At 50.5% G+C, this 25,274-nt stretch carries 20 protein-coding genes and 2 tRNA genes; 15 read left to right on the top strand and 7 right to left on the bottom strand.

Annotated elements, in window-relative coordinates; translation table 11 throughout:
- Positions 1-188: 188 nt before the first annotated feature.
- The 8 genes from QL223_RS14645 (at position 189) to QL223_RS14610 (ending at position 8,217) form a co-directional block, all read left to right on the top strand.
- Positions 189-264 (top strand) — tRNA-His (locus QL223_RS14645).
- 2 nt (positions 265-266) lie between these two features.
- Positions 267-343 (top strand) — tRNA-Pro (locus tag QL223_RS14640).
- Between the two features lie 585 nt (positions 344-928).
- Positions 929-2,635, top strand: coding sequence for an ABC transporter ATP-binding protein (locus tag QL223_RS14635; RefSeq protein WP_281545140.1), 1,707 nt, complete (start codon positions 929-931; stop codon positions 2,633-2,635).
- A 108-nt stretch (positions 2,636-2,743) separates the two neighbouring features.
- Entirely contained in the window at positions 2,744-4,297 is a 1,554-nt protein-coding gene (locus tag QL223_RS14630) for an ABC transporter substrate-binding protein (RefSeq protein WP_046303421.1), read from the top strand.
- Between the two features lie 172 nt (positions 4,298-4,469).
- Positions 4,470-5,447 (top strand): ABC transporter permease, encoded by a 978-nt coding sequence (locus QL223_RS14625; protein WP_046303420.1) that lies wholly within the window; start codon positions 4,470-4,472, stop codon positions 5,445-5,447.
- Between the two features lie 2 nt (positions 5,448-5,449).
- A complete protein-coding gene (locus QL223_RS14620) occupies positions 5,450-6,391 on the top strand; it encodes an ABC transporter permease (protein ID WP_281545139.1) in 942 nt (313 codons plus the stop codon).
- Between the two features lie 115 nt (positions 6,392-6,506).
- Entirely contained in the window at positions 6,507-7,304 is a 798-nt protein-coding gene (locus tag QL223_RS14615) for an SPOR domain-containing protein (protein WP_281545138.1), read from the top strand.
- A gap of 214 nt (positions 7,305-7,518) precedes the next feature.
- Positions 7,519-8,217: an SPOR domain-containing protein gene (locus tag QL223_RS14610; protein ID WP_281545137.1), complete on the top strand. Its 699-nt coding sequence runs from the start codon at positions 7,519-7,521 to the stop codon at positions 8,215-8,217.
- A gap of 60 nt (positions 8,218-8,277) precedes the next feature.
- On the opposite strand, the gene QL223_RS14605 is transcribed toward QL223_RS14610, so the two are convergent.
- The 3 genes from QL223_RS14605 to QL223_RS14595 form a co-directional block, all read right to left on the bottom strand.
- Positions 8,278-9,906 carry a hypothetical protein gene (locus QL223_RS14605; protein WP_281545136.1) on the bottom strand — a complete coding sequence of 543 codons (1,629 nt, stop codon included), beginning with the start codon at positions 9,904-9,906 and terminating at the stop codon, positions 8,278-8,280.
- Positions 9,907-10,232: 326 nt separating this feature from the next.
- Positions 10,233-11,588, bottom strand: coding sequence for a glutathione-disulfide reductase (gorA, locus tag QL223_RS14600; protein WP_281545135.1), 1,356 nt, complete (start codon positions 11,586-11,588; stop codon positions 10,233-10,235).
- A gap of 89 nt (positions 11,589-11,677) precedes the next feature.
- Positions 11,678-12,517 carry a 23S rRNA (adenine(2030)-N(6))-methyltransferase RlmJ gene (locus tag QL223_RS14595; RefSeq protein WP_281545143.1) on the bottom strand — a complete coding sequence of 280 codons (840 nt, stop codon included), beginning with the start codon at positions 12,515-12,517 and terminating at the stop codon, positions 11,678-11,680.
- A gap of 132 nt (positions 12,518-12,649) precedes the next feature.
- On the opposite strand from QL223_RS14595, the gene prlC reads away from it, so the two are divergent.
- Positions 12,650-14,692, top strand: a complete 2,043-nt coding sequence (prlC, locus tag QL223_RS14590) for an oligopeptidase A (protein ID WP_281545134.1) — start codon at positions 12,650-12,652, stop codon at positions 14,690-14,692.
- 67 nt (positions 14,693-14,759) lie between these two features.
- On the opposite strand, the gene gppA is transcribed toward prlC, so the two are convergent.
- Entirely contained in the window at positions 14,760-16,241 is a 1,482-nt protein-coding gene (gene gppA / locus QL223_RS14585) for a guanosine-5'-triphosphate,3'-diphosphate diphosphatase (protein WP_281545133.1), read from the bottom strand.
- A gap of 24 nt (positions 16,242-16,265) precedes the next feature.
- Positions 16,266-17,564 (bottom strand): ATP-dependent RNA helicase RhlB, encoded by a 1,299-nt coding sequence (gene rhlB / locus QL223_RS14580; protein WP_156168172.1) that lies wholly within the window; start codon positions 17,562-17,564, stop codon positions 16,266-16,268.
- Positions 17,565-17,677: 113 nt separating this feature from the next.
- Between rhlB and trxA the strand changes: the two genes are divergently transcribed.
- From trxA to fre, 6 genes are all read left to right on the top strand, one after another.
- Entirely contained in the window at positions 17,678-18,004 is a 327-nt protein-coding gene (gene trxA / locus QL223_RS14575; protein ID WP_002535469.1) for a thioredoxin TrxA, read from the top strand.
- Between the two features lie 188 nt (positions 18,005-18,192).
- Positions 18,193-19,458 (top strand): transcription termination factor Rho, encoded by a 1,266-nt coding sequence (gene rho / locus QL223_RS14570; RefSeq protein ID WP_002535468.1) that lies wholly within the window; start codon positions 18,193-18,195, stop codon positions 19,456-19,458.
- A gap of 175 nt (positions 19,459-19,633) precedes the next feature.
- A complete protein-coding gene (locus QL223_RS14565) occupies positions 19,634-20,632 on the top strand; it encodes a hypothetical protein (RefSeq protein ID WP_281545132.1) in 999 nt (332 codons plus the stop codon).
- 85 nt (positions 20,633-20,717) lie between these two features.
- Positions 20,718-22,598 carry a 4-hydroxy-3-polyprenylbenzoate decarboxylase gene (gene ubiD, locus QL223_RS14560; RefSeq protein ID WP_281545131.1) on the top strand — a complete coding sequence of 627 codons (1,881 nt, stop codon included), beginning with the start codon at positions 20,718-20,720 and terminating at the stop codon, positions 22,596-22,598.
- Positions 22,599-22,601: 3 nt separating this feature from the next.
- Positions 22,602-22,880 (top strand): 2Fe-2S iron-sulfur cluster-binding protein, encoded by a 279-nt coding sequence (locus QL223_RS14555; protein ID WP_046303411.1) that lies wholly within the window; start codon positions 22,602-22,604, stop codon positions 22,878-22,880.
- On the top strand, positions 22,870-23,589 hold the full coding sequence (fre, locus tag QL223_RS14550; protein WP_002535463.1) for an NAD(P)H-flavin reductase: 720 nt from the start codon (positions 22,870-22,872) through the stop codon (positions 23,587-23,589). Before QL223_RS14555 ends, fre begins: the two co-directional genes overlap by 11 nt.
- Before the next feature lie 75 nt (positions 23,590-23,664).
- Here the strand turns inward: fre and QL223_RS14545 are convergent, their stop codons facing one another.
- Both QL223_RS14545 and QL223_RS14540 read right to left on the bottom strand, forming a co-directional pair.
- Positions 23,665-24,534 (bottom strand): carboxylate/amino acid/amine transporter, encoded by an 870-nt coding sequence (locus QL223_RS14545; protein ID WP_281545130.1) that lies wholly within the window; start codon positions 24,532-24,534, stop codon positions 23,665-23,667.
- A gap of 93 nt (positions 24,535-24,627) precedes the next feature.
- Positions 24,628-25,053 (bottom strand): universal stress protein, encoded by a 426-nt coding sequence (locus QL223_RS14540; RefSeq protein WP_002535461.1) that lies wholly within the window; start codon positions 25,051-25,053, stop codon positions 24,628-24,630.
- Positions 25,054-25,274 lie beyond the last annotated feature (221 nt).

The following is a 25,274-nucleotide window of genomic DNA, read 5'->3' as shown; positions in this document are numbered from 1 at the left end:
CGCAGTTTGGTAGCGCATCTGGTTTGGGACCAGAGGGTCGGGGGTTCGAATCCCTCTTCACCGACCACATTCAGAGAGCCCGCTCAATCAAGCGGGCTTTCGTCGTTTTAAGCAAGGATAGAACTTTCAGTAGTTCTGAACTTGTCGGGAATGCCGAACCCGAAAAGAAATTGGCAAACAAAACAGTGGTGGCTGTAGCTCAGTTGGTAGAGTCCCGGATTGTGATTCCGGTTGTCGCGGGTTCAAGTCCCGTCAGCCACCCCATTCGGTGAATAGCGCAGTTTGGTAGCGCATCTGGTTTGGGACCAGAGGGTCGGGGGTTCGAATCCCTCTTCACCGACCACATTCAGAGAAGCCCGCTCAATCGAGCGGGCTTTTTCGTATCTGCTTTCTATTACGCTTTTAACTTCTTGGTTTGCTTGGTGTGGCGATCTGCTGGAGGTTAGTTAGCACTGCTTGTTACCGCGCCTTCCCTTGTCATCAGGACAATAAGCCGTCTTATTCTTGTCGACTAACGTTAAATAATGGCTCGGTGCCCTATTCTTTTTTGGGTTTTCTTCACACTCTTGATTTAAAAGTGAACGCTATTCATCATAGAAACGCGTGAAATGTTACATTTTCTTAGTTATCAGGTGCATAGCTAACCATATTAAACACTTTGATTACTGCCTCACATTTACCTGTTTTCCTTATCGGCAACTGCCCGTAAAACAAGGGTTAATACTCATACGGTTGTTTATCTGCTAATGCCTTTTTGTTGAATATTTATTCGATAAATCGCGCTTCTTATGGCTGATAGTTTCACTATGTTGATTTCTCGTGAAACATTTGCCAGATTGTAATGCGCTTATTTAGCCTGTTTTGTTGATGTTAAACAGGGATTGTTTTCCGGCAGGCACGGAATTGTGCAGTACCAAGGGTCTGGTCAATGGCATTATTGGAAGTTAAGAACCTCCGTATCGAGTACCCCTCTCGTCACGGCGTATTTGCAGCAGTGAAAGATCTCTCCTTTTCTATCGAAAGGGGAGAGATAGTTGGTGTGGTTGGTGAGTCTGGTGCAGGGAAATCGACGGTAGGTAATGCCGTTATCGATTTATTGAGCCCTCCGGGTCGAGTAGCCAGTGGGAATGTGTTCCTTGATGGTGAGAAAATCTCTGGTCTTGCGCCTGACCAAATCCGTCGTTACCGCGGGGCGAGAATTGGATTTATCTTCCAGGATCCAATGACGTCTCTCAACCCACTGTTCACTGTTGAGCAGCAGCTGGTTGAAACCATCACAGTTAACCTGAATGTTGGTGAAGAAGAAGCCAAAAAGCGCGCATTGGCGCTAATGGAACAGGTGGGTATTCCCGAAGCACATAACCGCATTAAACAGTACCCGCATCAATTCTCCGGCGGCATGCGCCAGCGTGTGGTGATTGCTATTGCACTGGCAGGTGAGCCCGACCTTATTATTGCAGATGAACCGACAACAGCGCTGGATGTGTCGATTCAGGATCAGATTCTTAACCTTATCCGCACGCTATGTGTCGAAAAGAATGTGGGCTGTATGCTGGTGACCCACGATATGGGTGTGGTTTCCAATGTCACAGACAAAATTGCCGTGATGTACCGTGGTGATTTGGTGGAGTTTGGTGAAACCGCCAAAGTGCTCAACAACCCTGAACATCCCTATAGCCGCAGCCTGATTTCCGCTGTACCGCGTTCAGATATCAAACTCGATCGCTTTCCGCTCGTGAGTTACATCGAAGAGGCGGTGGAGATGAAGCCGCTGGATGTGAAAACCCATTGGCTGGGGCAAAGTCAGGACGAGCGTGAATACACAGGCTCTTTGCTGAGAGTCGAAAACGTAAACTTACGTTTTGTCACCAAAGACTCCTTCTTTGAAAGTCGCCGCGAATACGTGCAGGCGTCGAATAATGTCAGTTTTGAAGTCCATGAGGGTGAAACATTTGGCCTGGTGGGCGAATCTGGCTCTGGCAAATCGACCATTGCCCGTGTGATTGCGGGTCTCTATCCGCCGAACTCGGGGAAGGTATGGTTTGAAGGTATCGATCTGACGTCGTTGAAAAGTGAAGCGCAACGCCGTCCGATGCGCCGCCAGATGCAGATGGTATTCCAGAACCCTTATTCATCAATGAACCCGCGCATGAAAGTGCAGGACATCATTGCTGAACCTATTCGTTTCCATAAGCTGGCAGATGAAAATCAGATCCGCCAAATCGTCGGCGATCTGCTCGATCACGTTGGGCTAGGCCGCGGAAGCGGTATCAAATATCCCCATGAATTCTCCGGTGGTCAGCGCCAGCGTATTTCTATCGCACGTGCATTGGCAACCCGTCCACGCCTTCTCATTTGTGATGAACCAACCTCCGCATTGGATGTGTCGGTACAGGCGCAAATCCTGAACCTTTTAAAAGATCTGCAGCAAGAATTGAACCTGACCATGCTGTTCATCAGCCACGACTTGCCTGTTATCAGACAAATGTGTGACCGCATTGGTGTGATGCAAAAAGGCACCCTGCTCGAAGTGGCGCACACCGAAGCGTTGTTTAAGTCACCACAGCATGAATACAGCAAGCAGTTGATTTCTTTGATGCCTGAGTTCAAAGGCATGAGTGCAGTCGCAGGGTAAAAACGAATCCCACCATCGGCGAAAGGATGATGTTGTGTTCGCTGGTGGTTTCAATTTGCAATACACAACAAAACGGGAGCTAAGGCTCCCAGCATAAGGAGTCATGCAATGAAAACCTTCAAGAGTAAAATCGCGCTCGCGATGATGGCGGCGGGCCTGAGCTTTGCTGCGTCTGCAGCAGATATTACCGTTGCTTACGATGCCGACCCAGTGTCACTGGACCCGCATGAGCAGCTTTCTGGCGGTACTCTTCAGTTGTCACATATGGTCTTCGACCCACTGGTGCGTTTTAACCAGTCAATGGAGTTTGAACCACGTCTGGCGGAATCTTGGGAGCGTGTAGACAACGAAACCATGCGCTTTAACCTGCGCAAAGGCGTGAAATTCCACTCTGGCAACGATATGACCGCTGATGATGTGGTTTGGACTTTCAACCGCCTGAAATCATCACCAGACTTCAAAGGTATTTTTGCACCGCTGGTTTCCCTGACCAAGGTTGATGACCACACGGTAGAAATCAAAACCGATGGCACATACCCGCTGATCGAAAACGTGGCGACCTACATTTTCCCGATGGACAGTAAGTTCTACACGGGCACCACCGCTGATGGTAAAGACAAAGCTGAGGTGGTGAAGCACGGTAACTCTTTCGCGTCGACCAACCTTTCTGGCACGGGGCCTTTTATTGTTAAATCCCGAGAGCAGGGCGTAAAAGTTGAATTCGAACGCTTTGCAGATTACTGGGACAAAGATTCTGGCGGTAACGTTGAGAACCTGACTTTGGTGCCAATCAAAGAAGATGCGACCCGTGTAGCTGCAATGCTATCTGGCGATGTTGATATGATTGCGCCGGTTTCACCGAACGATTACAAGCGCATCGAGAACGCGAAAGGTGTGGATCTCTACACCATGCCAGGTACCCGCATCATCACCTTCCAAATGAACCAAAATAGCAACCCAGCTCTGAAAGATGCGCGTGTGCGTCAGGCTATTGTTTACGCGGTCAACAATGAAGGTATCGCGAAGAAGGTCATGAAAGGCGCAGCGACAGCGTCTGCACAGCAAAGCCCTCCAGGCTATGCCGGTTACAACGAGAGCCTGAAGCCGCGTTATGATCTGAAAAAAGCGAAGCAGCTGATGGAAGAAGCAGGCTATGGTGACGGCTTCAAGCTGACCATGATGGCGCCAAATAACCGCTACGTGAACGATGACAAGATTGCGCAGGCCACTGCTGCAATGCTGTCAAAAATCGGTATCGACGTTGACCTGAAAACCATGCCAAAAGCGCAATACTGGCCTGAGTTCGACAAGTGTGCGGCTGACATGCTGATGATCGGTTGGCACCCGGATACTGAAGATTCTGCGAACTTCACTGAGTTCCTGGCGATGACCCGTAATGCTGACACTGGTAAAGGCCAGTACAACTGTGGTCACTACAGCAACTCTGAAGTGGATAAGCTGGTTAACGAAGCGAACAAAGAAACTGACCTGACCAAGCGTAATGCGATGCTGAAGAAAGTAGAGGAAATCCTCTACAACGAAGCGGCGTTCGTTCCTCTGCACTGGCAAGATCCTTCCTGGGCAGCGAAAGAGAACGTAGAAATTGGTCCAATCGTGAACGGGATGAACTTCCCTTACTTCGGTGACCTGGTCGTTAAGTAACGAGCGACTGCTTTTCCGCCGGAGAGCCCTCATTTCCGGCGGAGACGAAACAACGTAAAACGGAAACGGCCGTCATGACCACCCGTGGAATGTCCGGCCGTTTCTTTCAGTAGGAAGTCTCTACTGAAAGATTCAAAAGCAAAAATCTTCAAGGAAAGTGAAGGGGCTAGGAATGTTTACCTTTCTCGTCAAGCGCCTAATTCAGGCGGTGATAGTGATGTTTGTGATCAGTCTGGTGGCGTTCGCCATTCAGGACAACCTTGGCGATCCGTTGCGTGAAATGGTGGGTCAGTCTGTATCAGAGTCAGAAAGACAAGCCCTGCGTGATGAGCTTGGATTGAACGACCCTTTCATCGAAAAGTACTCACGCTTTGTCGGCAATGCGCTGCAAGGTGATTTGGGTACCTCTTATTTCTTCAAACGCCCGGCGGTTGACGTCATTCTCGATAAACTTGTGGCAACGTTGGAGCTGGTGATCGGGGCGACCATCATTATCGTCGTTTTTTCTATTCCGCTCGGGGTTTACTCTGCCATCCACCCAAATAGCGTCTTCACCAAAATTATCATGGCAGGGAGTAGTATCGGTATCTCGATTCCGGTGTTCCTGACTGCCATTATGTTGATGTATATCTTCTCCATTGAGCTTGGCTGGCTTCCTTCATTTGGCCGTGGTGATACGGTCAATGTATTCGGCTGGGAGACTGGTTTCCTCTCACTGGATGGTCTTTCGCATCTGATCCTGCCAAGTATCGCTCTGTCATCTATCATGCTGCCGTTGTTTATCCGCCTGGTTCGCTCTGAAATGCTGGAAGCGTTGAGCACTGAATACGTCAAATTTGCCCGTGCCAAAGGCTTGCCAGAAAGAACGGTGCAGTACAAACATGCTCTGAAAAACACCATGCTGCCAGTCGTGACGGTCGGTGGTGTGCAGATAGGTACCATGGTGGCTTACACCATTTTGACGGAAAAAGTCTTCCAGTGGCCAGGTACCGGCTTTCTGTTCCTCGAAGCTATCAACCGTGTGGATACGCCACTTATCACAGCGTATGTCATTTTTGTCGGTTTGCTGTTTGTGGTCACCAATACCCTAGTGGATTTGTTGTACGGCCTGATTAACCCAACGGTTAACCTGACAGGCAAGGGGGCATAATCATGACCAATGTAAATACCAAAACGCCTTCTCGCTGGCAGCAGTTTCTGGACTCGGATTTCTTCTATTTCTTCAAACGCGACAAAGTGGCGATGTTTAGCTTCGCCGTGTTCCTGTCGTTTGTGCTGGCCGCGATTTTTGCACCCCTGATATCGCCAAGTGACCCTTACGATTTAGCGTCCATCGATATCATGGACTCCGAGCTTCCTCCGACCTGGATGGAGTGGGGCGATGAGCGCTTCTTGCTGGGTACTGATAATCAGGGACGGGATATTCTCTCGACCATTCTTTACGGTCTGCGCATCTCACTGATGATTGGTCTGGGCGCGGTGGCACTTCAGTTGTTACTTGGCATAGTTATCGGTTTGAGTGCTGGCTACTTTGGCGGTCGTATTGATAGCTTCCTGATGCGTATCGCTGACGTTCAGCTTTCTTTCTCCACCATGATGGTGGCGATCATCGTGTCGGCAATTTTCAAAGCCAGCTTTGGCAGCGACTTCTACAGTGAGTACGCGATTTTAATGCTGGTGGTGATTATTGGTATTGCAGAGTGGCCGCAGTATGCCCGTACAGTGCGCGCCTCCGTATTGGCTGAAAAGAAAAAAGAGTATGTGGAAGCAGCGCAGGTGATGGGCTTCAAAGCGCCTCGCATCATGTTCCGGCATATTCTGCCCAACTGTCTGTCGCCAATCTTGGTGATTTGTACCGTGCAGGTAGCCAACGCCATCATGTCAGAGGCGGCGCTTTCCTTCCTTGGTTTGGGGATGCCAGTTGATAAGCCTTCGCTTGGCTCACTGATCAGTATCGGCTTCACTTATATCTTCTCTGGCGCATGGTGGATCACTGCATTCCCTGGCATTGTGCTCGTCACCTTGGTGCTGGTGATCAACCTTCTGGGTGACTGGCTGCGCGATGTCTTCAACCCCAAAATTTACAAAGGTTAATGAATAAAGACAGGGCAGCATCACGCTGCCCTTTCTGTTATTCACTCGTTATTTCGTCAATTTCGCGCTAGGCTAACTGTCTGAACAATAAAACTTCGTGGCGGTATCGAGTTCAATGCTCTCAAGACTTTTCAGCATTCTAGCTATCTCATTACTTTGCGTATTTTCCTTCGCTTCGGCACAGGCTGCTGAAGCTTGCGAGTCCGTAGAAAAAGATGGATGGCAAGTCGTGGAGCAAAGCTGCAAAGTGGGGGCTGGGCTTTGGTCAAAACGTCCTATAAAAAACGAAGGTCGGTTCTGGGTGCAATGTGGCGTGGTCAGCCAGTTACCTAAGCCTTGGTTTCAGAAAGAAGCTGAAGCTGTGCTTATGCAGGACAAACTGGTATTTCGTCAGGAAGGCAATCAATACCGCTGTTTGGTTGGGCCGTTTGAACGCTACTCGGAAGCTGAAATCGTCAAGGATGTCATGAAGCAGCGCAAAGTGTTCGCTTCAGCCTTTATCCGCGATATATCTCAGCCCGAGAAGGCAACAAAGCTCAGCCAGTCCGCCAAGCCAAAGAAAACGTCGGTCGTAAAGGCTTCGAAGCCAGCGAAGACAGAACGTCGATACATTGATGTCGGGTTGTTGAAAAGCCCGAAGCCAGAACTTAATGAGCCGCGCTACAGTGCCAAACAAAACGTCTGGTGGCGTGCCACGTTGAGGGAAGCCAATCAAGCTTGTCGACAAGATGGCATGAAATTGGTGTCTGAATCGACGTTGAAAACCCTGTCATCCACGCCGGATTGGAAAAGTACCTATCCAAGCAGACTGCCTTACTGGGTGGCAGAAATGCGCGCCTTCGACGTCGTGATGGGACTTTCCATGCCGCTTTCACTTGAATCAGCGTTACTGGTGCTTTGTGAGCCTCAGTGAGGCAATGATGCTGGGCTTCGGTCAGAGTTGTGAATTCTGCTGTAGAAACAAACGTTAAATCCCTCCTCGTCGCCTGCCGCTTTTAAAATAGCTCCGAAGAAGGCACGCGTTTTTCGTTGTACGGCAGTAAAAAGGCAAATCATTCATGCACTCCCGCAGTCTCCCTGTTTTGAAGCTAGCTCTCTCGAGTATCCTTTTTATATCGAGCACTTCTGTGTTTGCTTCTGAGGATCTCGATGCTCGTTGCAAAGGTGAAAAATCGTCTGAGGGCTACTCTGTTGTGGGCGAGAGCTGTCCTATTGGCGAAGGGTTATGGGGGAGAAAACCTGCTAAGAATGGCGCGTTTTGGGTGCAGTGTGGTATTTATGCGGAACTGCCTGATCAGAGTGAAGCCGTCAATGGTGCGCTCTATCGAAAGGAAGGCCGCCAGTATCGATGTTTAGCTGGGCCTTTTGATTCTTTTGGCGAAGCGATTGAAACGCGAAACAGCTTGCGAGCCCAAGCTGAAACCGCTGATGCTTTTATCCGTCAGGTGGGTTATCAGCCAAGCGTGAAAAAAACAGTGTTAAAGACAGCGTCGGCTTCTGCAAAGAAGGGGTCGATCAGGCATCAGGAACAGGTTTTAGGCTTTTGGGCCCCAAAACCAAAAGGCATGGATACTAGATACACGATTAACCGCCGTGACTGGTGGCGGGCAACGTATCAGGAAGCCAACAATGCCTGCCGCAAGAGCGGTAAAACACTGGTGTCAGAAAGAAGCCTGAGAAAGGCGATATCAACATCGCGTGGTGCAAAAGCGCTCCCCGATCTTTATCCCTACTGGCTCAGTAACGGGCAGGTTTACGACATCAAGCTGGATATGTCATTTGTGGCAATATCAGACACGCTGACATTGAATGTGTTGTGTGAGTGATAGGAAGAAAAAAAGCGACCGGATGGCCGCTTTGAATCAGTTAGCAAAGATACTTGCCAATCAGTTTTTGATTTTTTGCATTACTTGGCGGCTATTGAGTGAGCCATCCAGATTGTATTTATAGCGAGTCAGAATACCTTCATCCCATGCTTTACCTGCAGGTTGGTATTCCCACTTGATGACAAACTGACTTGAGCATGTTGCGCCTGGCTTGCCTGGAGTGTAGTTGTCGTCATCGCAGAAGAGAACGCCTGAGTTCAGTTCAGATAGCGTTGCTTTTGATTCGCGACCTGTTTGGTTGAACCACCAGTAGTCAATTGTTGATAGAGCAGCGTAGTCGTGGGTTTCATTCTCGATTGGTTCTGCGGAAGTATCACTACCATTGCTGGTGCACTCAGTGCCGCTCATGGTCAGACCTTTGCTATCAAAAGCGAAGTTCAACTTTGCGATTTCGCCATTACCACATACTGAGGTCTCTACCCAGTTACCGATAAAGTCGACATAGCGCTCTTCCGCTTTAGAATCAGTTGCGTAGTAGAAGTCCATGTAGGTAGTTGTGCGACCATCACAGGTGTTTTCTTCGCTTGAGGTACACTCGATTTTTTTACGCGCGACTGTGTGAACGCCAGTGACTGAATCATAGAAACCTGACTGGATTTCGCGCTGCCAGTCTTCACCTGTCTCTGAGTCGTTGCGAACTTCATCACTAAGAGTGTTCAGGGATTGGGAAGTACAACCTGTGGTGGAGTCAGCACAGGCAATAGGACCGAAGTCTGGCACTGTATCCCATAGCTCTTTCTCATCAGCTAGATATTCTTCGTTTTTATCTAAGCGGATCTGCTCAAAACTGTTGTTGAAACCGGATGAATTGGTACCGTCATTGGTGCCAGCTAAAATTGTCACGCCGTCAGATTCGAACTTAAACAACATCAGTTCCATGCCACGCGTTTCGTTGAATTCCTGTGTGGTCAGAGTTTTGTCTGCATGGATGTAGATGCGTTCTGAGCTGTCTGGTGTATCAGACACGGTCAGAGATGTAGAAACATTGCGGATGATTTTGCCGCTATCGAGAGCGAAATCCGCAACGGGTTGGTCGTCTCCACGCACATACTCGTCAGAATTTAGCGTTTGCAACATATGTGAAAGTGCTGCTTCTTCGTCAACGATATCCGCAATATTGCCATCAAAGGCAATCAAAAAGTCCTCGACACTTTGCTTGTCGTTAAGAACGACATCACTTAATAGCTTCGCAATTTCAGGGTCATCCATGGAGCGCAGAGCTTCAGGGATAGTTAGCATGCCGTTGCCATTACCGCCAGCCATTTTGTCCAGAGACTGCAGCAGTACAGCAGTGTTAAGAGCGGTATTGTATTTACCAGCACCCTCAAACGGCGTGATCACACCGCGGCCTGACGCTGCACCAATCTTGATGCCGTTCTCGCCACCGATAAAGAAGGTTACTGTCTCGCCTTCTCGAGCATTAAACGAACCTTCTGCATCTGTGATGCCGGTATTGCCAGAACTGGTTTTGTAGAAAAGGCCTTCAACTGCAGCGTCGACGTATTGACCCGTAAACTCTTTACCATAAGTCGGCTCTGAAGGGGTTACGACACTTGCTGAATCATCACTACCACAGCCCGCCAGAATCAAAGCAACTGACGCTGCCAACACAGAAGTTTTAAAGTTCATCTCTCACCCGGAATGAATAAATATTTGAATAGACACTTAGATAAATTGACCAGTCGCATTCAGCGTTCTGGAATGAGGGTCTAATTATTCGAAATAGACAAAAACCTCAATAGACCTTCTTTTTGTGAGAGTTTTATCTGAGAGGTTTTAGAAGGCGAGATATTGTATTGTGATCTGGCGCACGATGCATTTGGAGGCAGGCAAATTGGCTACAAGTCTCGCGATAAGATAGTTGGCGGGGTGTTAGGGAGTGCTTTGACTATTTATCTGATTTGGAAGCATAAAAAAGCCCCGCAAGTGCGAGGCTCTTTTTAATCGCTTGGCGATCAACGCATGGTAACGAATTCCTCGGAACCAGTCGGGTGGATCGCGACCACGCTATCGAAGTCTGCTTTGGTTGCGCCCATTTTCATTGCAACGCCAAAGCCCTGGATCATTTCATCCACGGTGTAGCCGATGCCGTGAAGGCCTACGACTTTCTCGTCATCGCCCGCACATACCAGCTTCATCTTGCATGGTTGACGATGCTGAGTCACGGCAGTGTACATGGCGGTGAAGCTAGAGGTGTAAACCTTCACATTTTCTTCGCCGTACTGCGCTTTCGCTTCGCCTTCAGTCAGGCCGATGGTGCCGATTGGTGGGTGGCTGAAAACCACGGTTGGGATCAGCTCGTAGTCCATCTTGGCGTTGGTTTTGCCATTGAACAGGCGCTCTGACAGTTGACGACCAGCTTTAACCGCGACTGGTGTCAGCTCAACACCGCCCTCCATGATGTCACCCACACAGTAGATGCCAGAGACATTGGTGTTCTGGAACTCATCCACTTTGATGTAGCCACGGTCGTTGGTTTCAACACCTGCTGCAGCCAGATTGATTTTGTCTGTGCTTGGATGACGGCCGATAGCCCAGATCAGCAGATCTGTGTTGTGAGTTTGGCCACTTTCGAAGTGTAGGGTCAGTGAGCCGTCAGACTCTTTCACCACTTCCTTTGGAATCGAGTGGGTGTGAAGCGCTGGGCCTTCTTTTTCCATTACCTCAACCAGTGTGTCGATAATCATTGGGTCGAAGCTGCGGAGTGGAGACTCTTTACGCACAAACAGGTGTGTTTCAGTGCCCAGTGCATTCAATACACCGGCGATCTCTACTGCGATGTAGCCTGCACCAACCACTGCAACGCGTTTTGGTTGCTCGTTCAGCTCAAAGAAGCCGTTTGAGTCGATACCATGTTCCGCACCAGGAATGTTTGGAATGGTCGGTGCGCCGCCTACAGCTATCAGAATGTTGTCAGCGCTGTAGTGCTCGCCGTTTACTTCAACCGTTTTGGCATCAACAAACTTGCCAAAGCCTTCAATCACTTCGATTTTGTTCTTGCCCAGCACGTTTTCATAAGAGGTGTGGATGCGGCCAATGTAGGCTTCACGGTTTTCTACCAATTTGTCCCAGCTGAACTTGTTCAGTGTGGTGTCAAAGCCGTAGTCAGGACCGTACATTTTGATGGCTTCTGCGATTTGCGCGCCGTGCCACATCACTTTCTTTGGCACACAACCTACGTTGACGCAGGTGCCGCCGAGGTGTTGCGCTTCGATCAACGCGACTTTTGCACCGTACATCGCAGCACGGTTTGCGGAGGCGATACCGCCACTGCCGCCGCCGATACAAATATAATCAAAATGCTTGGCCATGAGTTTCTCCGTTTGGTTATTCTTAAATCCCGTTGAGCGGGGAAGCATTAGCATCCCCTGATAATATCAGACCTTTATTGATCCGTACGTTATTCAGGTACTACCCATTGTACAAATTGGTGGCCTGTCTCGGATGCAATTTTACTTTGCAGCCAAGGTAGAATTTCTTTCATCTGTGCTTCCAGCGTCCACGGCGGGTTAATCACAATCATGCCGGACGCTGTCATGCCGCGCTCTTCACTGTCTTCCGCTACACCCAGTTCGATTTGCAGGATTTTTCGGATGCCGAGCTTTTCCAGACCTTTAGTAATGAGATCGATATTTTTGCGATAAACCACCGGATACCAAATCGCATAGGTGCCCGTTGCCCAGCGTTTCACGCTCTCATCAATAGCATCTACCACGTCCTGATATTCGTGCTTGAGCTCATAAGGTGGGTCAATCAACACCACCCCGCGCCGCTCTTTTGGTGGAAGGCTTGCTTTAAGACGCGCGTAACCGTCTTCCTTGTACATTTTTACCTGGCGGTCACCACGAAACTCCTGAAGCAGGAGAGGGAAGTCGCTAGGGTGAAGCTCTGTGAAAATAGCGCGGTCTTGTTCGCGTAGCAGGCTGCGGCCGACTTTCGGTGAGCCTGGGTAGTAACGCAGTTTGTTGCCTTGGTTCAGTGCGCGAATAGTATCAAGGTAAGGTTTGATCGCTTCAGGGGCATCGTCGCATTCCCAAATCAAGCCAATGCCTTCTTTGTATTCACCGGTTTTCTCAGCGCGTTCGTCAGACAAATCGTAGCGACCCGCACCGCTGTGGGTGTCGTGGTAGACAAAGGCTTTGTCTTTTTGCTTGAGCGATTCAATGATGAGGCTTTGAACTATGTGTTTGAGCACATCAGCATGGTTGCCAGCATGGAAGCTGTGGCGGTAACTGAGCATGTCGATATCCGGTGAAAATAGAAAAGTGTCGAGCATTATCGCTTATTGGAGGGATGGATCCAGCCTCAGCATTGAAAAGCCGCTTAATTGCCTTCATAAATACTAAGACTGAATATTATGAAGGAACTCATTATGTCCAACCCGCTGCTGTCGTTTAACGATTTGCCTCCTTTTTCTCAAATCAAACCTGAGCACGTGCAACCTGCCGTCGAGCAGGCAATTACTGATTGCCGCGCTGCGATTGAAGCGGTTTTGGAAAACAACACAGATCCAAGCTGGGACAACATCTGTGCAGCACTGGCAGAAAGCGACGACAGACTAAGTCGCATTTGGTCACCGATAGGCCATATGAATGCGGTGGTGAACAGTCAGGAATTACGAGAGGCGTATGAAGCCTGCCTTCCTATGCTGTCTGACTACTCGACGTGGGTTGGACAGCACAAGCCGCTTTATGATGCTTACAAGGCGATCAAAGCGCGTGATGATTTTGACTCCCTGACGCCAGCTCAACAAAAGACCATTACAGACTCTCTGCGCGATTTCGAGCTTTCCGGTATTGCATTGCCACCTAAAGAGCAGCACCGCTTTGGTGAGATCAGCAAGCGACTGTCTGAGCTGTCGTCGACTTTCTCGAACAATGTGCTCGACGCCACCATGGGTTGGTCCAAGCATGTGACCGACGAAAACGCGCTGGCGGGCATGCCTGAATCCGCGCTTGCTGCAGCTAAAGCGCAGGCAGAAAGCAAAGAGCTTGAAGGTTATGTGCTGACGTTGGACATTCCGTCTTACCTGCCAGTCATGACGTACTGTGACAACCGTGAACTTCGCGCAGAAATGTACGAGGCGTACACTACCCGAGCGTCTGACCGTGGTCCAAATGCAGGTAAGTGGGACAACACCGACCTCATCAATGAAACCCTGCTGCTGAAAAGTGAAATTTCCCGTCTGCTGGGCTTTGCCACTTACAGTGAACTGTCGCTGGCAACCAAAATGGCGGCGTCTACTGATCAGGTACTGACCTTCCTGAACGAGCTGGTGGAAAAAGCACGCCCACAGGGCTTGAAAGAATTCGATACCCTCAAGCAATTCGCCAAAGACAACTTCGGTGTGGAAACGCTTGAGCCTTGGGATGTGGGTTACTACGCCGAGAAACTCAAGCAGCATCAATACAGTATTTCTGATGAAGAGCTGCGCCCTTACTTTCCAGAAGACAAAGTGGTTGCCGGTCTTTTTGAAGTGCTGAAACGTGTGTTCGGCATGGACGTTAAACGTCGTGACGGCGTGGACGTGTGGCATGAGTCCGTGTCTTTCTACGATATCTTCGATGCGAAAGGCGAACTGCGCGGCAGCTTCTATCTCGACCTCTACGCCCGTGAACACAAACGTGGCGGCGCTTGGATGGACGAATGCCGAGTGCGTCGTGTGACCGAATCTGGTGAGCTGCAAAGCCCGGTCGCTTACCTAACCTGTAACTTCAACAAGCCAATCGGTGGTAAACCCGCGCTGTTTACCCATGATGAAGTGGTGACGCTGTTCCACGAGTTCGGCCATGGTATCCACCACATGCTGACCAAGGTTGATGTGTCGTCGGTATCTGGTATCAACGGTGTACCTTGGGATGCGGTTGAGTTGCCAAGCCAGTTCCTCGAAAACTGGTGCTGGGAAGAAGACGCGCTGGCGTTTATCTCCGGCCACTATGAGACCGGCGAGCCACTACCAAAAGAGATGCTGGATAAAATGCTGGCGGCGAAGAATTACAACTCCGCCATGGGCATGCTGCGCCAGTTGGAGTTTGGCTTGTTCGACTTCACCCTGTTTACCCGTTTCGACGCGGAAGAAGGTGCGAAAGTGCTGGAAACGCTGGCAGAAGTGAAGAGTCAGGTCGCGGTTGTGCCGTCTCCAGACTGGAACCGATTCCCACACTCATTCAGTCACATCTTTGCGGGTGGCTACAGTGCGGGTTACTACAGCTATCTGTGGGCGGAAGTGCTGTCTTCAGACGCGTTCAGCCGCTTTGAAGAAGAGGGTATCTTCAATACGGAAACAGGCCAGTCGTTCCTCGAGAACATTCTTGAGCGCGGCGGCAGTGAAGAGCCAATGGAGTTGTTCAAACGCTTCCGTGGTCGCGAGCCATCACCGGATGCACTGCTGCGCCACAGCGGGATTGGCGTTTAACTCGTCATTATCAACCCAAAAAGAAAAAGCACGGTTTCGACCGTGCTTTTTTGTGCCTTCGACTGACTTACGCTATGGTCAGCGGCCAGTGGTTATCACTCTGGCGCTCTGCTTCAAGCGTCAACTCAGTCGCCATCAGCACATTTGCGTTCAGCCAGTTATCAGGCATCGTTAGTTCGAGCGAGTCGCCGTTTGCTTTTAGCGTAACAGCAGGAATCGCTTTACTGTCTCGGCGGTGACAGAGCAGTACCGCTATGCGTAAAAGACGCAGCAGGCGGTTAGCGCTGTTGGGTGAAATCGCACTTTGCGGCGCAATCGGAACCAGTTGCTCGCGGTAGTGGCGCAGCATTTCAGCCAGCAGTTTTTTCTGTGCGCGGGTAAAACCGGGTAGGTCGAGGCTATCGAGCAGGTAAGCGGCATGCTCACCGTCCTTTTTAAAGCCTATGCTCATACCGATTTCATGCAGTTTCGCAGCAGCATCAAGCATTACGGGCGCGACAGGCTCTGCAATCCAGTCTTCACCGCATTGTTGCAGCAGGCTTTGCGCTGTCTTCGCAACGTTGTCTGCGTGGATGTCGTCCAACTGGTAGCGGGACTGTATGCTATGAATGGTACGCTTGCGGATGTCCTGCTCGGACATTGTATCCATCATGCCATACACCAAACCTTCACGCAGCGCGCCGCCGGCCAGCGTCATTGACTCGATACCTAAATCCTCAAATATCGCAATCAGGATTGAGAGGCCGCTTGGAAACACCAAAGCTCGCTCTAACGTCAGGCCGTCGATATCGAGCTCTTCTACCTGTCCAAAGCCAATTGCCTGTTTGCGAAGGCGCTGGAGTTTCGCCAGGGTGATGGTTTCATCCATACCTTGCGCAACCATGATCTCCTGCAAGGCCTGCACGGTGCCGCTGGCACCCACACAGACATCCCAACCGAGTTCGCGATAGCGTTTGACGATAGGGGAAAGCACCGCTTTTGCGCCTTCAATGGCGGAGTCGAAACTCTTTTCGGTGAGTGAGCGATCTTTGAAGTGCTTTTCCAGCCAGGTCACGCAACCCATATCCAGACTGGTCAATGCCGCAGCATCAAAGCCTTCGCCGATAATCACTTCGGTACTGGCGCCACCGATATCGACCACCAGACGCTTACCTTTACCACCCGAGGTGTGTGCCACGCCCTGATAGATGGTACAGGCTTCTTCTTCACCTGTGATCACATGGATGGAGTGGCCAAGAATTTGGTTGGCACGCTTGATAAACACATCGGCGTTTTTGGCGCTGCGAAGGGCAGCGGTAGCGACGATACGGATGTTGTCTGAAGGAATGTCCTGAAGGCGCTCAGCGAACAATGAAAGGCAATCCCAGCCGCGCTGCATGGCTTCGTCACTGAGATTCAAATTGCTGTCGAGGCCGGAGGCCAGGCGTACTTTACGTTTGATTTTTGCCAACGTTTGTACGCTGCCTTGAACTTCACGAACAACCAGCATGTGGAAGCTGTTTGAACCGAGGTCAATGGCAGCGTACAGGGGCGAACGCGCGTTTTCCATGCTCTGTGGTTACCCCTGATAGATTTACGCTTTGTTGGTCGACGGGCGACGACGGCCGCGGCCACGTGATTGTGAGCCGGATTTGCCGGAGGTGTTACGGCGGCTGTTTACCTGACGTGGGCGATGTACCTTGATAGGTGCAGGCAGGTCAGTCAGCAGGGCATCTTCATTGTATTCAGATACCGGAATGGCGTGATCGATGTATTCTTCGATCGCTGGCAGGTTCACGGCATATTCTTCACACGCGAAGCTGATAGACGCACCACTTGCACCTGCACGACCGGTACGGCCGATACGGTGAACGTAATCTTCACAGTCATCTGGCAGGTCGTAGTTGAACACGTGGGTTACCTGAGGAATATGCAGACCACGGGCAGCAACATCGGTTGCAACCAGAATGTCTACGTTGCCTTTGGTGAACTCTTCCAGAATCTTAACGCGTTTCTTCTGAGGAACATCGCCAGTCAGCAAGCCTGCACGCAGGTCGTCGGCTGCCAGGTGACCCCAGATGTCTTCACAGCGATGCTTGGTGTTTGCAAACACGATCGCACGCTCCGGCCACTCTTCCTCAATCAGGGTTTGCAGCAGGCGCATCTTGTCGGTGTTCGACGGGTAGAACAGTTCTTCCTTAATGCGGTGACCGGTCTTTTGCTCTGGCTCAACCACAACATGCTCTGGGTTGGTCATGTGCTCAAACGCCAGTTCCTGCACGCGGTAAGAAAGGGTCGCGGAGAACAGCATGTTCAGACGGTCTGCCGGTGCCGGCATACGACGGAACAGGAAGCGGATGTCTTTGATAAAGCCCAGATCGAACATACGGTCTGCTTCATCAAGCACAACAGCTTGAATACCGCTCAGGTCAATCACGCGCTGTTTGTAGAAATCGATAATACGGCCACAGGTACCGATCAGGATATCAACGCCGCCTTCCAGTACTTCTTTTTGCTTCTCATAAGCTTCGCCACCGTAGGCAAGACCCGCAGTCAGAGAGGTTGAAGCCAGCAGCGGAGCAGCATCGTTATAGATCTGGATCGCAAGTTCGCGCGTTGGTGCCATGATGATAGCGCGCGGACAGTTTTTCTTGCGGTCGGCAGGTGCCTCCGTTGTCAGCAAATGGTGGAAAGTCGCAGTCAGGAATGCCATCGTCTTACCTGTGCCCGTCTGGGCCTGTCCTGCAATGTCTTGGCCGGTGAGCAGGACCGGCAATGCCAGAGCCTGGATAGGGGTACAATTATGAAACCCTTTTTCTTCCAAACCCTTGATAACATCGGCGTGAAGACCGAAGTCGGCAAATTTCTGCTCTGTGAGATGCGTCATTTTCATCCGCATAGAATATCAGCTTAGGCTTGCAATACGATAGTGAATACATTCAAATAGTGCGATGATTTACTGGTTGGTATATCACCAGTGACAAAAAATAATCATTGGAGTGAAAGATGAGCGACAAGATTTTGCAGCTGACCGACGACAGCTTCGACGCAGATGTTATCAATGCTGCAGGCCCTGTACTGGTTGATTTTTGGGCAGAGTGGTGTGGTCCTTGTAAGATGATCGCCCCGATTCTTGACGAGATCGCTGAAGAATACGAAGGGAAAGTCACTATTGGTAAACTGAATATCGACCAGAACGCAGGTACACCACCTAAGTTCGGTATCCGTGGTATTCCAACGCTGCTGCTGTTCAAAGACGGTGGCGTGGCGGCAACTAAGGTTGGCGCACTGTCTAAAACTCAACTGAAAGAGTTCTTGGACGCAAACCTGTAATGTGACAGAGAAGCCGTGACCATCCCCGGGCACGGCTTAATTCTTTCCGCCAGCTAGACAGCTTTCCAATCTGGTGCTAACTTATTGCACGTAAATTGTACATTTCTGTTCATTCCTCGATCACACCCTTGATCGCTAAACCCTAACTAACTCAGACCTCAAATTTGACTGACAAGACACCTACCACTATGAATCTTACCGAACTGAAGAATCAGGCCGTTTCTGAGCTTGTAGCCTTGGGCGAAAGCATGGGCCTTGAGAACCTTGCCCGCCTCCGTAAACAAGACATCATCTTTGCCATCCTTAAGCAGCACGCGAAAAGCGGCGAAGATATCTTTGGTAACGGTGTGCTGGAAATTCTTCAGGACGGTTTCGGCTTCCTGCGCAGCGCAGACAGTTCTTACCTGGCAGGCCCGGATGACATCTACGTGTCGCCAAGCCAGATTCGCCGTTTCAACCTGCGTACAGGTGACACCATATCAGGCAAAATTCGTCCACCGAAAGACGGTGAGCGTTACTTCGCACTGTTGAAAGTGAACGAAGTTAACCACGACAAGCCTGACAATGCGCGTAACAAGATCCTGTTTGAAAACCTGACCCCACTGCACGCCAACGAGCGTATGGTGATGGAGCGTGGTAACGGTTCAACCGAAGATATCACAGCACGTGTGCTGGACTTGGCATCTCCAATCGGTAAAGGTCAGCGTGGTCTGATTGTGGCACCGCCAAAAGCGGGTAAAACCATGCTGCTGCAAAATATTGCGCAGAGCATTGCCTACAATCATCCTGAGTGTGAGCTGATGGTACTTCTTATCGACGAACGTCCAGAAGAAGTGACCGAGATGCAGCGTCTGGTTAAAGGTGAAGTGGTCGCCTCAACCTTCGATGAGCCAGCAAGCCGTCACGTACAGGTTGCTGAGATGGTGATCGAGAAAGCCAAGCGTCTGGTAGAGCACAAGAAAGACGTGGTTATCCTGCTGGATTCCATCACCCGTCTGGCACGTGCTTACAACACCGTGGTACCAAGCTCAGGCAAAGTACTGACCGGTGGTGTGGATGCCAACGCACTGCACCGTCCGAAGCGTTTCTTCGGTGCGGCACGTAACGTAGAAGAAGGTGGCAGCCTGACTATCATCGCGACAGCACTGGTTGATACTGGTTCTAAGATGGATGAAGTTATCTACGAAGAATTTAAAGGTACAGGTAACATGGAGCTGCACCTGTCCCGTAAGATTGCGGAGAAGCGTGTCTTCCCTGCTATCGACTTCACCCGTTCAGGCACCCGTCGCGAAGAGTTGCTGACCAAGCCTGACGAACTTCAGAAGATGTGGATCCTGCGTAAGATTGTTCACCCAATGGGCGAAATCGAAGGCATGGAGTTCCTGATCGACAAGTTGGCAATGACCAAAACCAACGATGAGTTCTTCGAAGCCATGCGTCGTCAGAAGTCGTAAGCGTTTCAAATTGATAAAAAAGCACCGCCAATGCGGTGCTTTTTTATTAGGCTGACAAACGGATTGTTCTCTAATTACAATCTTATTAGTTGCCAAAACTGATACAGATCATCAGAATTGAGGCAAATCGCCAACCAGTCAGCGTAAATGGATAGGCTGACGTAGGATTTCCGGGATGAAACGATTACTGATTTTATTCGCTGTTATGTTGCCAACCCTGTTGCTTGGGGTGTCACGTGCTGTGACACTTTCTCCCAACGACGTGGCAGCACACATGGCCGATCCTGCCTCCGTCTCCAAAATCCTGCGTGCCACGAAATTGTTCGATGACAACGACATCGATGCGCTTAACACGTACCTGGACTCCCTGCCAGAACTGCAAAAAGAAGAAGCATTGACCGTTCTGGCTCGCAGGGCGCTCGATTTTTCAACCATGACACCAGAGCGCGAAAAGTTTCTGGTGACTATCAGCAGACAACAACCTAAATACCTGGTGAAAAGTCAGGGCGATGGCTTTTGGGTCACCATGCCGGCGTTTAACTACGCTGGGGAAGCGAAATGGGTACTTAACCGCTGGCAAATCAAGTTGATGCAGGATGAGGCGATGCGCCTTCTCAACTACAACCAGCTCAACCTGTCGAAGTGGCTCTCTTTTTCCTCGAATGACTACGCGTTGCGCCGTGAAGCGATCGTCACTCTCGTACCCACACTCAATCAAACCCAGTTGGATAAGTTGGTCGCTTTGTACCTTGATGACAAAAACATGGTATGGAGCCCTGACAATGCACTGCTTGCAGCGCTTGCTGAAAAAAGCGGCAAGCCCAAAGTGTACGATTTGTTGTGGCTTCGCCGCACCGACAGTTACAGTTTGGCTGCTCTACAGAAACTCGAAATGCCGCCTATTTCCAACAAGCATATCGAGCTGATGATCGCCGCCACCGTCAACCCCGTACTGGCAGAAACGGCTGTGCGACAGCTTGCGGGATTGCACCCTTTGCCTCAAAACGTTAAAGATTTCCTGCAAAAGCAAATCGCCGATCGTCAGCGGGGTAAAAACGTTGTTGAGCTGATCGCCCGCAAAGGCCATACAGAATGGCTGCGTGAGCTCGAACAAACGACCTCTGGCGTGACTCGCAGAAACATCCGCAATGGACTGGAACAGGTAGAAGGCTAATTGCCTTAAGAATTCTTACATATCCGCCTGTTCAGGTTTTATCGGCTCGTTATAATCGAACCAACACACCTCAACCGGGAAGGTTATGAAATTTACTGACTTACGCGCATTTATCGACCACCTGGAATCTGTGGGCGAGCTTAAACGCATCTCTCACCCTGTCAGCCCAGATCAGGAAATGACCGAAATTGCCGACCGCGTCCTGCGTGCCGGTGGGCCTGCACTCTTATTCGAAAACCCTGTCGGCTATGACATGCCTGTATTGGCCAACCTGTTTGGTACACCGAAGCGCGTGGCAATGGGGATGGGGCGCAAAGAAGTGAAAGAACTGCGCGAAGTCGGAAAATTGCTGGCTTACCTGAAAGAGCCTGAACCACCAAAAGGCTTCAAAGACGCGATTGAAAAGTTGCCTGTATTCCGTCAGGTACTGAACATGCCCGCTAAGCGTCTTCGCAAAGCGTCATGTCAGGAAGTGGTTTGGCAGGGCGATGAGGTCGATCTCGATAAAATTCCCGTGATGAGCTGCTGGCCGGGCGATGTCGCACCCTTGCTGACCTGGGGCCTCACCATCACCCGTGGCCCTAACAAAAAGCGCCAGAATCTTGGAATTTACCGCCAACAGAAAATTGGTAAGAACAAAGTCATCATGCGATGGCTGGCTCACCGTGGTGGCGCACTCGATCTGCGTGAGTGGATGGAAACCCACCCAGGTAAACCTTTCCCGGTTTCAGTCGCTTATGGTGCCGACCCGGCAACCATTCTTGGCGCGGTGACCCCAGTGCCTGACACCTTGTCTGAATACGCGTTTGCCGGTCTTTTACGTGGCAGTAAAACCGAAGTGGTGAAAAGCCTGAGTAACGATTTGGACGTTCCCGCGAGCGCGGAAATCGTCATGGAAGGCTACATTGACCCAAATGAGTTTGCGGATGAAGGTCCTTATGGTGACCACACCGGTTACTACAACGAGGTTGAACGCCATCACGTGTTTACTGTGACTCACGTGACCATGCGCCAGAAGCCGATTTACCACAGCACGTACACCGGACGTCCGCCGGATGAACCTGCGGTGCTGGGTGTGGCACTGAACGAAGTGTTTGTGCCTATTTTGCAAAAGCAGTTCCCGGAGATTGTCGATTTCTACCTGCCACCGGAAGGCTGCTCCTACCGCGCGGCAGTGGTGACCATGAAGAAGCAATATCCGGGTCATGCCAAGCGCGTGATGATGGGCGTGTGGTCCTTCCTTCGCCAGTTTATGTACACCAAGTATGTGATTGTTTGTGATGAAGACGTGGACGCGCGTGACTGGCACAGTGTTGCTCATGCGATGACGACCCGCATGGATCCGGTGCGCGATACCCTGATGATTGAACATACCCCGATTGATTCCTTGGACTTCGCATCTCCTGTTGTTGGCTTAGGCTCGAAAATGGGTCTGGATGTCACCAAGAAGTGGGAAGCCGAGCTTTCAGGTTACGCCAATGACGACGCTCGTGTTGCGGACAGTGAAGAGATTGAATCCCGCGTTGCGGCTCTTAAAGCGGCACACAGTGAACTGACGGATATTTATCTGCCACCGGAAGCGCATGCCAACGGCATGGTGATGGCCACTATCAAGAAAGAGGCGCTTGGTGATGGTCCGCGAATCATTGAAGCGGTTTGGAATTCGCTCGGGGAAGTGGCGGACGTGAAGTTTGTGATGGTGTTTGATGAGGAAGACGTCAACATCCGCGACTGGAACGATGTAATTTGGGCAATAACCACCCGAATGGATCCCGCTCGTGATACCCTGTTGCGCGCAAACGCGCAGGATGATGAGTCTCAGGCTCTGCGTCCGGGGTCTAAAATGGGATTAGATGCGACCAACAAATGGCCGGGTGAATCGGTTCGTGAGTGGGGAACGCCCATCAGCAAAGACCCGCTAACTGTCGCGAATGTTGATGAAATGTGGGATAAACTGGGTCTCTAGAACATGTATGCGGTACACCTGATGCCTGCCGGAACGCAATTTACCGTATCCGGACACCAGACATTATTACAAGGCGCGCTCGACGCAGGGGTACCTTTTCCTAACCGTTGCCAGATTGGGGCTTGTGCAAGCTGCCTGTGTCGGCTGGTTGAAGGCGAGGTGAGATATCATCTCGAACCAATGCTGACTGAACAGGAAAAACAACAAGGCTGGATCTTTGCCTGTCAGGCCATTCCATGCAGTGATCTGGTGGTTAGTTTTGAGGAAAGCGATGACTATTAAATGTGAAGTTACGTCAGTGTCGTCACTGACCAATAACACTTATCGAATTTTATTGAAGCCTGAACAGCCAGTGAGCTACAAAGCAGGTCAATACCTGTTGGCGGTGATGGGCGAGAAAGACAAGCGTCCATTCTCGATTGCCAGCAGCCCATGTCGCCAGAACGGCCATGAGCTGGAACTGCACATCGGCGCGGCAGAAGAAAATGCCTACGCGATGGACGTGGTGAAAGCGGCTAAAGCGACATTGGAAAAAGGCGACAACTCTTTTGTGATTGAAGCGCCACACGGTGATGCCTGGCTGCGTGAAGAACGCCAGCGCCCGCTGGTCTTGATCGCGGGCGGTACGGGCTTTTCATACGTACGCAGTATGGTTGACCATTGCCTGAGCCAGAACTTTGCGCAGCCAATCTTCCTGTACTGGGGTGGCCGCGACGCGAGCCAGCTCTATGCCAATGACGAAATGGAAGCACTGGCACTGAAGAACGGCCTCCTGAACTACATCCCGGTGGTTGAAAATGCACCGGAAGCCTGGAATGGCAAAGTGGGCAACGTGCTCGAAGCCGTGATGGAAGATTTCGTATCACTGTCTGCGTACGATGTTTACATCGCAGGTCGATTTGAAATGGCAGGCGCTGCCCGCGAGATGTTCTGTAACGAACGTGGTGCAGAGCGAGACCACCTGTTCGCAGATGCTTACGCCTTCCTGTAAGCGCTGAAACAGAAGATAACCAAATAGCAAAACACCGCCAGATGGCGGTGTTTTTTGTTTATAGGCTTGGAAGAATTAGGCGGCCGCTTCGATTTTCTTTTTAACCCAGGTTTCATTGAGCCAAAGTGACGCCAGAATCACCACGCCGCCAAACGCCAATGTCATCAGGTCAGCATCGCGGTTCCAAATCAGCACATTCACAATGATACCTGCCGGCACCAACACATTGTTCATCACGGCCAGCGCGCCTGCATTCACAAGCGTCGCCCCCTTGTTCCACAGGAAATAGCCTAAACCGGAAGCGATAGTGCCAAGGTAAATCAGAATGCCCCACTGCAGATTGGTGATGGGCAGTTTGTCGGTGCTGCCAAGTAGCAGGAATGCAGGCAGGGCAACGCACAGAGCGCCAAGGTAGAAAAGACCAAACACAGTACGCTGAGGCACTTCAATTTCGGCACGCTCTATCACTACCTTGTAGCCGACCTGACCGATTGCAAAACAGAGGTTTGCACCCTGAACAATCAAGAAGCCCAGCATAAAGTTCGGGTTCACTGAGGCAAACTTGATCACCACCGCACCTAATACTGCCAATGCCGCTGTCATCAGATACCAAGGCGAGAAACGACGGTTCAGTAAATCGTAGGTGAGGGTGACATAGACCGGTGTGAAAACCGTGAACAGCAGGACTTCCGGTACAGAGAGATAGAGGAAAGACTGGTAGTAAAAGCAGTACATCAAGCCAAGCTGAATACCACCGATGGCCATCAGTTTCAGCATCAGTGGTTTAGGTACACCTTTTAGACGCAAGAACGGCAGGAAAACCAGTGCCGCGAGTGCCACACGGGTGACAACTGAAAACCAAGCGTCGACCTGCCCGGCGAGATACACGCCAATCAAGCTAAATGAAAACGCCCACAGCAGGGTGACAAACGATAAATACCCCATTTTCTTTCCCTAAAATCATTAAAATTGCCGCCAATTCTAATGAACTTGGCGGCAATGTGTAGCGATCTTATGCTGGACGGAGGAGCGTCGCGATCAGCTTGGCAGTGGCACCATCAGCATGTCGACCGGCGTTTTGTTGATAAGCTGTTTGGCCGACGAGATGAGGGTGCTCCAGAAGTCCTGATGATGGCCACAAAGCACTAAATCAAACTCGTAGTGGCTGATGGACTCCGTGATTTCATCCGCCAGATCGCCACTGGCAACCAGCGTATGCGCGACAGGATAATCGGCATGCCTTGCCAGTGCATTTAACTGGGACTGCGCTTCATCAATGATGCGGTTGCGGGTTTCTACCAAATTCACATCAATAAGGCCGGTATAGAGCTGCGCATAGTTCACATCAATGTGAATGAGTGAGAGTTTTGCGCCCAAAGGAGCTGCCAGCGCCGCACCTTTTTGCACCAACACCTCACTGTCAGATGACAAATCCACTGCCACCAAAATGTGTTTATAGCCCATAGCCTGACTCCCCATTAAGCCAATGATTACAGATGAAAATTACCACTGTCCCTGTGTGAAGACTGTTGCCTGGATCCCACTGCCGATGCGCATTGCGTGACTCGACTACCAGTGCATGATTTTTCTGGGAAAAACAGCTTTCCCTTAATAGAGAGAATAGCTATCAGACTGATAAAAAAGAAAAACAATCGCTTATCTGGAATCCAGCTCAAAGCACAAAG

The organism is Grimontia sp. SpTr1, assembly GCF_947387585.1.
Taxonomy (GTDB): Bacteria; Pseudomonadota; Gammaproteobacteria; order Enterobacterales; family Vibrionaceae; genus Enterovibrio; species Enterovibrio indicus.
The sequence above is the reverse complement of the archived record's forward strand: the minus strand, read 5'-3'. Positions and strand labels throughout refer to the sequence as shown.